Below are 11,311 nucleotides of genomic sequence, written 5' to 3'. Positions count from 1 at the left end.
AATCGTTCAGTCAAGGACATCCGCTTTTGCATTTTGTGCTCGTTATCCTGTTTTTTTGTAAACGCTACACTAAAATGAGATGAATCTAAGCTGATTCTGGCAATTGCATTCGCTCCTTTATCAAATTGAACAAAAAGAAGCCCCTTCAGCTATGCTGATGGAACTTCATATTTTTTAGTATTCACTTACCTCAAACGTCAAATGTTTTATTCCCATTCACCTTTTTTGACGTAAATCGCTTCATAAGCAACAATTACATTCGTTTTATCTGTTACCTTTTGTATATCATCTACCACAACTTCTTCTTCACTGTAATCTATTAAACTCGAATCAACTTTCTCGAAGACCCCACAATCCTTCACATAAATTACATCTGGATGATTAGAATCATATCGTAAGCTTTCAGGAAGATCTTCACCCGAAATTTCATGCAATTCGGCGACCGTAGTCGTTGATATTGCTGTAACAGGGGCCATCCCAATAACAGCTATTACTAAAAGTGAGGCCCAGATTTTTTTCTTCATAGGATGTCTATTCTCCAGTTCATTTTTCCTATATCATACAGTAAATCCGATTAGTAGAATGTTTTTTCATTTTTCTTCGAGTTTAATTATTGAAACCAGCTTGTTTGCAATTTTAGCCCCATCCCTCAAGCCATAAACCGCAATATGTCCTCAATCTTCTTCCCATGAGAGATCACACCGTAGTTCATCCATGACATGAAATCCACCTCATACACATTGCCACTCTTCACCGCAGGAAGGCGTTTCCATTCGTCCCTGTCAAGCAGTTCGCGCTCATCTCCAGGTTTGGCAGAATTTCCAGTGTCAAATGTAATTAACAAGTGATTCGCATCAAGTTGACTTAACTGCTCCAATCCAATGGAAATCCTCCGCTCGTGTCTTGTCCATTGCTGCACACGGGAATGCGGAATCAATCCAAGATCCTGATAAATTACAGGGCCAACGTAACCCTGCTGGTCCCCATAGAGAGTAATATCAGAAGCAGATATACGCAAAAAAGCTACCGTCTGGCCACGCATATAACGTGCTAACCGACTCTTAGCTTCCATTGCCTTGTCCTCATACGCACCAATCACATCTTGAACCCGATTCACCTTCCCTAACACATCGGCTGTCGATCTTAAAATGGAGCGCCAGTCCTCTCCCAGATGATCTACGTAAAATGTAGGTGCTACCTGCTCGAAACGGTCCAGATTCCATCGATCATATCCCTTGTTCAGCATGATAAAGTCCGGTATATTACCCACATTAAATTGAGCATCCTGCTCGCTTACATCGAATTCGGGTACATCATTCAATCCCAAATAATGCTGTCTCCCCCAAGAATGATGGGAGCATTGCAGTACAGGTTTTACGCCAAGAGCCAACACAAAGTCCTCCAGATACGGAGCAAAGACACGAACCTCTTGACGGTGATGACGGCGGTATAACCCAGGTGAAATACCAGCATATTGCTTAAATCGGCGGCCAAAATAATATTCGCTGCTGAATCCCACATTCTGAGCTATCTCATGGATGCGATCATCCGTCAGCTGCAATAGTTGCTTCGAGCGCTCCAGTCGAACCGCATTTACATATTCAAGCGGGAGCTTGCCCGTGATTTTTTTGAATTGCCGAGTGTAGCTGGCTCTGGTTAGACCAATATCTGCCGCAAGCTCATCCACGGTTATCGTCTGATCATAGTGGTCGCCAATATAACGAATTGAACTTTGAAGACGGGCACGGTCATCGGGTACTTCTGTTTCGGGGACACTCTGGCGAAACAAGGCTCGGAACCACTCCTGGAAACGAAGCTGTACCTCCCATTGCTCCAGCCAATCGCCAGTGACCTGTTGACGTAGTATTTGTTCCAAGGCTTCCAGACAGGAACTCCACGGACTGTAGCTGAGTTGAATAAGCGGTAATAATGTCGGAGAATCTGGACTTTGGGGAAGTTCCTGCTGCTCCTCCATGTTTCTACTAGACAAAGCGTTCGAAGTCTCTTCTTTCAACTCAGCCATCATCAGATCAAGCTTATAATACTGCAATTCACTTTCTGTCCAAGGAGAGCCTTCTACCTTAATGGATGTTCCAGCAGGAACAAACATAATCATTCCTTTTTGCAAATGATGAGATTCCTGATCTGAGCAAACTATTGAACCTTTCCCAGACGTTACAACCAATATAGAGTGGGAGGACGACATCCTGTATAACAAACGTTTATCGATATGAGATTGATGGTGATCTACGTATTCCATATGCTGAAGTGAGCATAGCCAAGGCTTGGGGATCAGTTGTATTATGGTGTGGCACATGTTCATCGTCCTTAACTGAGAATTATTATCATTTAAAATAGTGTATACGAAAAAAGAAAGCTCTTCAACCCTGACTGAAGAACTTTCTTTCTTATGGGATTATTCTTATGGAGTCATTTTTTCCAAGAGATCATCAATTTTCATGGAATTTGCTGTAATCGCACCTGATTGCCATTGTGATCTTTCCATGATGTACACTTGATTGTTCTTAACGGCCGGAAGAGATTTCCACAATTTGCTGTCAAGTACCTTCAAGGCTTCCTTGTTCTCGGGAGATGACCATTCTCCATTGGAAGGGAACACAATAAGATGATCTGCATCAAGTTGCGGCACGGCCTCTTCAGACAGAATTTCCTGGTATTCTTCCATCTTGTTAACCAGAGGATGAGGTGTTAGGCCAAGCTCGGAATAAATAAATCCGGTAAATCGATTTTTCACACCGAACAACGCCAGTGTGTCATCGTTAACATTCAGCCGGACAACTGCGACACTCTCGTCTCCAACCGCTTCCTGCAACTTCGCCTTCGCATCTGCAACCTTGGCTCCGAATGCCGCAGCAACTTCTTCACCCTTGTCCGGCTTACCTACAACATCGGCAATGGTTTTTAGAATTTGGTTCGAATCCTGCAGTACGCTCTCAGGCAGACGATACGTCGGTGCCACCTTGGAGTACATCTCATATTTCTCCATATCTACCCCACCATCTACAATGATGAGATCCGGATCATACTCCAACAAAGCTTCAATACTCCCCGTAGTATCAAATTTCGGAACATCCAGTCCTAAATAATCCTGTACACCCCACATCGGATTATACCACTGCACTACAGGTGTAATATCGAGCGCCTTCAGATAATCTTCCACATATATTCCAGCAATCCGCTGTGGTTGAACCGGAATCGTCACATCTCCAAATTCATCCTGTACAACCCGTGTAGCAGGCTCTGTCTCGTTTCCAGAAGTATTTTCTCCAGAAGCTGCACTTTCAGTTTCAGTTGCAGGAGTCTGTTCCGCATTCGTAGCGGTATTTGTACTACACCCTGAAATAACCAGACCCATGAGCAGTAATGTAATCGTCCACCCTTTGAAACCTTTAACTAAACCTACCATGTTACCCTTCACCCCTATGTGATCTGTTGATGTAACCGTGAGAATATTCCACATATAATGATTATCATTCTCATCGATTGCTTAGGTGAATTGTACCTTATGCCTCATCCGACCCACAATGTACATTTGATGCTGTTTTTTTATACAAACGAAAACACCCTTGTTGGTCCTCCCCCCGCTTAACGCAGGGGCAACCTACCTTGTCGATAACTTTCCAACAGTTGATCCACAAAGGAATCATTCGCCGTACCCTGTAACAGTGCAGCACCAATTAAACCAATATCATCACTCACATACCCCGCTAACTCAGGTTCGCCGGTGAGAGCCAAGGTCTGTTTGAACGCCTGTTCCCTGCATGCCCGCAGCACCTCTTCTTCAGCCACCGCAGTATCTTGAGCCCACCGTTCAAAAGCTTGCATCCACTCGTCAGCAAATGCAGAGGCGTCCCTTTCATCCAGGTAAACTTCCACATCCAATCCTTCGAATGTCTGCTGGGTCAGAATCCGTCCCTCGTTAAGATCCAAGAGTAGCTTCTCCACATCCGTTCTGCTCATTGATCTCCCCTCCAGTTCATCATCATGTCAGATACATCTCAGGTATAACAAAACGCTTCATCATTCGATTAGGATCGGCTGTAAAATGATCCAATTGAAGTTCCTCATATTCGCTAAGGATACTTTCAAAGATACGAGCAATCACACCACAATCTGCCAAAGCATTGTGCCTGTGAATTCCATCTGTATTCAGATCGTAATACCGAATCAGAAAATCCGTAGAGACGACCTCGGTAATCTCAGGATGAATGTAGGTGAACATTGCTTTTGTATCCAATACTGGGTTAGTCAACATCGGGAGACCATACTCATCACAATGCCGCTTCAAGATGGGTAGGTCATATTCATATCCGGCTTGTGTCACAAGAACGTTATCACCAATAAATTTCTGAAATTCCTGAAATGCTTCTACGAACGACGGAGCCTCTACCATATCCTCATTCGAAATGCCTGTTAATTTCGCCACAGCTTCTGGTATAGGTTTATCCGCACGTGCAAGTGAAGAAAATGTTGTATTACATTGTTGACCTCTTTGGTAATGCATCGCACCAAATTGTGTCACACTCTCCACCACAGGATTAATTCCCGTCCCTTCGAGATCAAATATGCAGTACATTCTATCCTGTAATGAAGATACGCTTAGATTTTCAACAAAGTATGTATCAGGCAAAAGCGTAATTTTCATCCGCCAACTCACTCCTCCCCACTATCATTCTGGTTAATGCATTTCTCATATATTAACCTGTCACTCCCACAATCGGGTGACCTGGACCAACTTGCGCGTTCCATCAAACTGCAACTTATAGATATCCGGCATCGTAGTCTTCTCCCAGAAATCGTAACCGTAGGAAGCATCATAGTGTTGAAAAATAAGCGTCATTACATCTCCATGGGTTCCGATGACTACCTTGTGACCCGCATGTTTATCCAGAATTCTATCTATCACCGCTACTGCCCTTGAGCGAGCCTGTTCACCAGACTCTCCACCAGGATACGCATACGTAGGATCACGGTACAACTGCTGCTTGGCTTCACGAAAATTATCATGCTTCACATCCGAACTTGATAACTGGCGTTCACGCAGATCTTCCTCTGTCACCACAATTCCACCTGACCGATCTGCCAGAATCTGAATTGTATCCACTGCTCGCCTGTAAGGGCTGGAATAGAACAGTTGAATCTGCTCCCCTTGCAGCAGACTGGCAACCGTTCCCGCATCTTGATGACCTTGTTCTGTCAGTCCACGCTCGCGTTCCTGTCCTTCAACATATCGAGACTCCGCATGTCTGACAAAATACAAAAACGTACTGGCCTCACTCATCATCCAACCGCTAATCCTTTCTTCTTCTCAATGACAATCAGGCAGGTACTGTCTGGCAAAGGCGCAGGGGAGCCATCTTCCTTCATGAAGATCATTCGTTCTCCAAGTGCTTCCGTATAACCGTCCTGAAGGAAATGTTCGAAGATGATCATCTCGGCTTGTTCGCCTAGCGCTTCTAGAATACAGTTCTTATAGTCGGTCGGTGTAAAAATACCGAACTGCTCCTGAATTTCATGCACGTATGCCTCTTCCCCCCACGTATAGGTATAGAGAAATTCCATCGCATCGTTGATCGGCATCTCTACTTCGTTGTCTGAGATCCGCTCATATTGAATTGCACGCCCCTGAAAATCCTCTGCATACCGCTCCAGCCAGCGCATTCCATCCGCTTCCAGGAAACGAATACGGCGCTTCTGTGCCTCCGGTTCACTCATGATACCATCCCTAATCAGAATTCTTCCTCCAGGTGACAGTACACGGAATGAACTTCTCAGCGCTGCCACAACCGTATCGGAATTAAATCTTCGACCGTCCAGTTCAATATATGAATATAACTCATGCAGAATGGATGAGAAAATAACCGTATCCACTGTGCCTGGCTGCACATATTGCTCCAGTTGCAGGGCATCGCCCTTCATGACTTGCCAGCGATGTCCTTCACGCTGTTTTTTGCGCTCCAGCGCTTCAATGACATTGGCTGAAATATCGATACCAATCGGCTCCACTTCCGGTTTTTCCTGCTCAATCAGATCCAGCAGAATCCCTCCACCTGGGCCAATATCAAGTACCCGTTTACCAACGATGTAGTCGAGCAGTACTTTTTTATAATCACCGGAGCTGTTCATATCGGACAAATACGTCTCTTCGTTGTGGAACCGGTCATAGGCATCCCGGCGCAATCCGAACAGGTCAAATAACAGCAACACAGCCTTCTCATATAACGGTGACTTTTCCGCTTCAATACAGAATGCAATCAGCTTCTCGGCTGCGGGGGAAAATTCGAAGGTCACGAACAATGTATCCGGCAGATCCGCATGACGCTCAATGCGATGGGTTAGATGGGGATAGACGATCTGCTCCCCTGCCGTAATCTGTTCCCACGAATACTGTTCCAAATATTTTTCAATCATTCGTTTCTTGTAAATATTGAGCTTCTTGACGCCCTTGTAATCGTAATACATCGTATTCATTAATGGTTCGAAGCTGATATGGCGAACGATTTCAGATCGGCTCTCCATGGATGTGGGATTCATACTCTCGCTGCGAAGCGTCAACAGGAACACTTTCACCATCTCCTGCAACGAAAAATCCTGCATGGCCGACTCCACATACCATAATGTGCGATGAGCCAGCGGAGCCAGCGCCTGTTCCACATCCAGTTCCGTTTGGAGCTTGGCGTAAGCCGTATCCATAGCTTCTCCCTGCCGAATGGATGAACTTCTTAAGCGGGATAACCGTTCCTTCACGCTCCAGTCTTCATGATCCGGTCCAACGATAATCCAGCCTATAATGCGCTGCACCTCAGCCTGAACCTGATTCCATAACGCTGGATCAACACCTGCAATAATGCACTCATTTAATGCCATCAGTATGGTGTGCAGTTCATCTGTACTAAGCCATCCTTTGACGATTAAGGCGTGGAGCGAAGCATTCTCGGCAAATGGAATCTCTCCGCGTATGTATTGACCAATAAGTCCATGCGTAGCAATTAGAGTACGTATAATCTCATGCCTTGGAGTGGGTGTACTCAGCGTATCATGCTCGCTTATATCCGCATTCTTACTTAAGGAATCGCCCGGAGAACCAGGTTGATTTATACTCGTCTCCTTGGTCTTACCGATGTCATTATCCAGGTGCTCTGCGCCTGCGAATAGATCATATAACTGAGCCGACCCCACATTGTGTACAAACAAGTTAACGCCCTGCTTTTGCCATACCCGCCGCTGCTCCCGTGATCCGGCCTTCGCCGTCTCTGACCAGATTAATACGTCCTCCAGTATTTCTCTCACCCAAAAAGAAACCTGAAGCTTTTCCAGTACGTGAAGTGTACGCTCGGTGTATTCCAGCACCGGATTTGTTCCCTCAAGTTCGGCAATGGAATGAATGCGCTCCAGGTTAATATGGGGCTTCTCTGCTGCTGCCAGCAGTTGCAGCCATTGCTGCTGGGCTTCCGGCGTGTTACCTGACTTGTATGATTGTATGGCCTTTAATGAATGCAGCATGAATTAGTCCCCTCTCTTTCTCTACCTTTTTATATAATATAGTTAGATTCGTTTATAGAAGTTGAACGATTGTATAACTGACTCTGTATCTTCCGACAATGTGTCGCTCATTAATATTACCCAGCTTTGAGACACATCACCCGCGGGATCTCCCGCCATGCCAGTCATCCAATCGATAACCCAGTACGAGTCGCGGGCCTCCTTGAGCATAACATTATCGGGGGGAAAATCGCCATGATAGATCTGCTGTTGATCAGGCAATGTTGTATTCATTCTAGACTGCTTCGAGTGGAAAATCCATTCGATATAACTTCATAATGTGCTCGTTCGAATACACATAAATTACCGCAGTTCTTCCCTGACCAATTCGCTCCATATCTACCCTCCCTTTACTCGAACTCACTGCCTCTGACTTTGGAGAAAACCATACAATCAACCAGCGTACCTGTACTGTCCCGCCGCATCTTGCGCAGTATACCTTCCAGTGTATAACCCGCTCGTTCCGCTACTTTGGCACTTCGCACATTGCGGGCATCACAGCGGATCTCCAGCCGGTTTGCCTCCAGATGAGTAATGGCAAATTGCTCTATCCCTTTCACCGCTTCTGTCATCAGACCCTCACCAGCTCGCGATGTTCGAATCCAGTAACCGACCTCAAAACAGCGTGCATTCCAGTCGATGCGATGTAACCCGCTGCTGCCTACGAATTCATCCGTATGCCTATCACGCAAATGTAACATCATGTCGGTACGCTCCAGATATCGCAGCCTTGCTTTGCGAACCGTCACTTCAGACTCTTCCAATGAAGGGATCTTCTCGGCAAAAGGCAACCATAACCGCAGCTGTTCCGCACTCTCACGGACCGCTTCATTCACAGCCTGGCCATCCCCCCACTGCGGTGCACGAATCGTGAGACGTTCCGTATGAAAGCTCTCGGGGATCGTTAACATCATCGGATTAAATGAAGACGACTCTGTCATGGTTACCTATTCCTCCACCTGAAATATGGAATCAATGATCAGGGGCAAGTTGTCCCTCACGGACACTGCACCGAATACTGAACGGGCGTGCACGCCTTGTTCCCCGAATACCTCCATCATCAGATCCGAGAATCCATTCAGCACTTTATGATGCTCCTGATACGAAGCGGACGCATTGATAAAGCCCTGTACTTTAACTACTCTCTTCACCCGATCCAGTGAACCCAACACATCCCGAACGACAGCAAGCACCTCCAGTCCAGCGTTCCGGGCAAAATCATATCCCTGTTCTGTTGTAAAGTCTGATCCCAGCTTGCCACGTTCGGGGATATCTGGTCCTTTACCGGATACATACATGATGCCATTGACAATAACGGCATTCGCATATTTTGCTGCGGGGGCGCTGGCCTGTGGCAAAATGATCCCCAGTTCATTCAATCTCGTTTCAATCATCGTATATTCTCTCCTTCTTTTAGGGTTCTAACGGAACCTGACTCCTTATATTCCTGCCTGTAGACTCTTGGTGCTACCTGAACAGTACGCTTGAACATTTTGCCAAAATGAGAGAAGTTACTGAATCCGGCAAGCCATGCAATATCCGTAATGGATTCCTCACTTTCTCGCAGTAAACGCTGTGCTTCCTTCACCCGTAACAGATTCAGATAATCACTGAAGGTAAACCCCGTTGTTTGTTTGAACAATCGACTCAGATAATGCGGACTAATGCGAAACATACCCGCCACCTCCGGTAATGTCAGTGGCTTCTGATAGTTCTCATTCAGGTAACGCACGACGGCCTGTGTCTTGGGATGAAGCACCGGCTCACGATCATCGGAGCATAACCTGCCCAGGTGCTGATTACGATAGGCTTGCAGCAACAATTCAATAGCCCGGTGACGAAGCAACAGGTTACTTCCCGGCTGGGGACGAAGCATTTCATCCACCATTTCGCTCACCATCCGCTCCAATACCTCCGTGACCTGTGAAGGAAACCTTATAATAGGAATCTCCCAGCAGAAGGGCTCCTTCAAAGCTTCGACTAACTCCGTTGAAATAGCCATGGCTGCAAAAAGCTCAGGCTTCACATACAGCACCATCCGCTCATGGTCGGGCATGCCGCTCTCCAATGTTTTATGAACCGTATTGCGGTCAACAAACACCAGGTCACCAGCCTTTACCCGATAGGTCCGATCCTTGATGAAATAGATACGCTCGCCAGACAACAGGTAATACAACTCATAATGATCATGCAGGTGGTCATCCGTCATCGAGAAATATCCAATGCGACGATCATATTCAATATGTAGTAAATCCGTGGGATCATGAAAATCTGCACTGAAAGGTTCTGTCATGTCGGCCTCTCTCCTTTCCATAAATTATAGCAAAATATGCGGCATTTGAAAGCGGTTACGCATAAAATGCGGCGAAAGAAGTACTCCCTTGTTATAGTCTAAAGCTATATTCAAGGAGGCGATAGACATGAGTAGCAAGAAACGTTATGTATTAGTCGGAACCGGCGGCCGTGCGGAATTCTTTTATGGTGCATTAACCCGGGATTACAGGGATACTTCCGAGCTTGTCGGCTTTTGTGATATAAATCAAGTCCGCATGAATTACGCGAATCAACTGCTGAAGGAAAAGTACGATTATCCAGAGGTACCCACCTATCCTGCGGATCAGTTTGATCAGATGATTGAGAACGAGAAGCCTGACTATGTCATCGTAACCAGCGTTGACCGTACCCATCACAAGTACATCATTCGCGCGATGGAACTGGGTTGTGACGTTGTCACCGAGAAACCAATGACGATCGATGAGGAGAAATGCCAGGACATCCTGGATGCAGTCAAGCGCACTGGCCAGAACGTCAGAGTTACCTTTAACTACCGTTATGCGCCGCACCATACGAAGATTCGGGAACTTATTCTGAATGATACCATCGGAAAAGTCACGTCCGTTCACTTTGAATGGCTGCTGAATACCCGCCACGGGGCAGATTATTTCCGCCGTTGGCATCGGGACAAGCGTAACAGCGGAGGACTGCTCGTTCACAAATCCACCCATCACTTCGATTTGGTGAATTTCTGGATCGGCTCGCAACCGGAGACCGTGTTTGCATTCGGTGATCTGATGTTTTACGGCAGAGAAAACGCAGAAGAACGTGGTGTAACGCAGTTCTACAATCGAGCAACTGGCAACCCGATCGCGAAGGAAGATCCTTTTGCACTGCATTTGGATTCAGACGCACATATGAAGTCCATGTATCTGGATGCCGAATCAGAAGATGGTTATCAGCGGGATCAGAGTGTATTTGGGGATGGTATCAACATTGAGGATACAATGGGTGTTCTTGTGAAGTATCGGAGCAAAGCCATTCTGACGTACTCCCTCGTTGCCTATCAGCCATGGGAAGGTTACCGTATTGCCATTAACGGCACCAAAGGCCGGATTGAGATGAACATTGTGGAACAATCCTATGTCAATTCATTAGGTGACAAAAGTAAAGAAGGTGCTCTGATCGGTAAAACGTTGCGGGTCCTTCCGATGTTCGGTGCGCCATATGAGGTTGAAGTGGAAGAAAAAGCAGGTGGACATGGCGGAGGTGACCCGGTTCTGCTGAATGATCTGTTTGGAGAGCCTGTAGAAGATCCGTTCCATCGTGCTGCTAATCACGTGGACGGTGCCAGATCCATTCTGACTGGGATTGCGGCCAATCGTGCCATTGCCACAGGCTTGCCTGTCAACGTCAATAATCTGGTTCGGTTCTAAGTCTCCCAGGTCTTCACTACATTATTAATCTTTTTAAA

General features: G+C 46.2%; 12 protein-coding genes. 1 reads left to right on the top strand and 11 read right to left on the bottom strand.

Annotated elements, in window-relative coordinates; translation table 11 throughout:
• Positions 1-206: 206 nt before the first annotated feature.
• The 11 genes from ACETMN_RS13125 to ACETMN_RS13075 all read right to left on the bottom strand — a co-directional run bounded on the left by ACETMN_RS13125 (position 207) and on the right by ACETMN_RS13075 (position 9,856).
• On the bottom strand, positions 207-524 hold the full coding sequence (locus ACETMN_RS13125) for a hypothetical protein (protein ID WP_411736214.1): 318 nt from the start codon (positions 522-524) through the stop codon (positions 207-209).
• Between the two features lie 125 nt (positions 525-649).
• Positions 650-2,128: a helix-turn-helix domain-containing protein gene (locus ACETMN_RS13120; RefSeq protein ID WP_411736213.1), complete on the bottom strand. Its 1,479-nt coding sequence runs from the start codon at positions 2,126-2,128 to the stop codon at positions 650-652.
• Positions 2,129-2,422: 294 nt separating this feature from the next.
• The gene (locus ACETMN_RS13115) at positions 2,423-3,427 is read right to left on the bottom strand and encodes an ABC transporter substrate-binding protein (RefSeq protein WP_091016935.1); all 1,005 of its coding nucleotides are present in this window, start codon (positions 3,425-3,427) and stop codon (positions 2,423-2,425) included.
• A gap of 179 nt (positions 3,428-3,606) precedes the next feature.
• On the bottom strand, positions 3,607-3,981 hold the full coding sequence (locus ACETMN_RS13110) for a hypothetical protein (RefSeq protein ID WP_091016937.1): 375 nt from the start codon (positions 3,979-3,981) through the stop codon (positions 3,607-3,609).
• A 22-nt stretch (positions 3,982-4,003) separates the two neighbouring features.
• A complete protein-coding gene (locus ACETMN_RS13105; RefSeq protein WP_091016938.1) occupies positions 4,004-4,666 on the bottom strand; it encodes a PolC-type DNA polymerase III in 663 nt (220 codons plus the stop codon).
• A 60-nt stretch (positions 4,667-4,726) separates the two neighbouring features.
• Complete coding sequence (locus ACETMN_RS13100; RefSeq protein WP_256975157.1) at positions 4,727-5,305, bottom strand: histidine phosphatase family protein; 579 nt, start codon at positions 5,303-5,305, stop codon at positions 4,727-4,729.
• Positions 5,302-7,524: a class I SAM-dependent methyltransferase gene (locus tag ACETMN_RS13095; protein WP_091016940.1), complete on the bottom strand. Its 2,223-nt coding sequence runs from the start codon at positions 7,522-7,524 to the stop codon at positions 5,302-5,304. The genes ACETMN_RS13100 and ACETMN_RS13095 overlap by 4 nt, the downstream gene beginning before the upstream one ends.
• Before the next feature lie 42 nt (positions 7,525-7,566).
• Positions 7,567-7,797, bottom strand: coding sequence for a phosphotransferase (locus tag ACETMN_RS13090; protein ID WP_105598351.1), 231 nt, complete (start codon positions 7,795-7,797; stop codon positions 7,567-7,569).
• A gap of 116 nt (positions 7,798-7,913) precedes the next feature.
• Complete coding sequence (locus ACETMN_RS13085; RefSeq protein WP_411736212.1) at positions 7,914-8,504, bottom strand: GNAT family N-acetyltransferase; 591 nt, start codon at positions 8,502-8,504, stop codon at positions 7,914-7,916.
• Between the two features lie 6 nt (positions 8,505-8,510).
• A complete protein-coding gene (locus tag ACETMN_RS13080; RefSeq protein ID WP_091016945.1) occupies positions 8,511-8,957 on the bottom strand; it encodes a RidA family protein in 447 nt (148 codons plus the stop codon).
• Positions 8,954-9,856: an AraC family transcriptional regulator gene (locus ACETMN_RS13075; RefSeq protein ID WP_341073006.1), complete on the bottom strand. Its 903-nt coding sequence runs from the start codon at positions 9,854-9,856 to the stop codon at positions 8,954-8,956. Before ACETMN_RS13075 ends, ACETMN_RS13080 begins: the two co-directional genes overlap by 4 nt.
• Before the next feature lie 127 nt (positions 9,857-9,983).
• Here ACETMN_RS13075 and ACETMN_RS13070 point away from each other — a divergent pair, with 127 nt between their 5' ends.
• Positions 9,984-11,273 carry a Gfo/Idh/MocA family oxidoreductase gene (locus ACETMN_RS13070; protein WP_105598348.1) on the top strand — a complete coding sequence of 430 codons (1,290 nt, stop codon included), beginning with the start codon at positions 9,984-9,986 and terminating at the stop codon, positions 11,271-11,273.
• Positions 11,274-11,311 lie beyond the last annotated feature (38 nt).

It is taken from the genome of Paenibacillus sp. M2, from assembly GCF_046713495.1.
Classification (GTDB): Bacteria; Bacillota; Bacilli; order Paenibacillales; family Paenibacillaceae; genus Paenibacillus; species Paenibacillus amylolyticus_B.
Note: the sequence above shows the minus strand (reverse complement) of the source record. Positions and strands in the feature narration are given on the sequence as shown.

Coding starts and splice junctions, on each gene's coding strand:
- ACETMN_RS13090 (WP_105598351.1), bottom strand. CDS start 7,797: ATGAATACAACATTGCCTGATCAACAGCAGATCTATCATGGCGATTTT.
- ACETMN_RS13070 (WP_105598348.1), top strand. CDS start 9,984: ATGAGTAGCAAGAAACGTTATGTATTAGTCGGAACCGGCGGCCGTGCG.
- ACETMN_RS13075 (WP_341073006.1), bottom strand. CDS start 9,856: ATGACAGAACCTTTCAGTGCAGATTTTCATGATCCCACGGATTTACTA.
- ACETMN_RS13080 (WP_091016945.1), bottom strand. CDS start 8,957: ATGATTGAAACGAGATTGAATGAACTGGGGATCATTTTGCCACAGGCC.
- ACETMN_RS13125 (WP_411736214.1), bottom strand. CDS start 524: ATGAAGAAAAAAATCTGGGCCTCACTTTTAGTAATAGCTGTTATTGGG.
- ACETMN_RS13095 (WP_091016940.1), bottom strand. CDS start 7,524: ATGCTGCATTCATTAAAGGCCATACAATCATACAAGTCAGGTAACACG.
- ACETMN_RS13085 (WP_411736212.1), bottom strand. CDS start 8,504: ATGACAGAGTCGTCTTCATTTAATCCGATGATGTTAACGATCCCCGAG.
- ACETMN_RS13100 (WP_256975157.1), bottom strand. CDS start 5,305: ATGATGAGTGAGGCCAGTACGTTTTTGTATTTTGTCAGACATGCGGAG.
- ACETMN_RS13110 (WP_091016937.1), bottom strand. CDS start 3,981: ATGAGCAGAACGGATGTGGAGAAGCTACTCTTGGATCTTAACGAGGGA.
- ACETMN_RS13105 (WP_091016938.1), bottom strand. CDS start 4,666: ATGAAAATTACGCTTTTGCCTGATACATACTTTGTTGAAAATCTAAGC.
- ACETMN_RS13115 (WP_091016935.1), bottom strand. CDS start 3,427: ATGGTAGGTTTAGTTAAAGGTTTCAAAGGGTGGACGATTACATTACTG.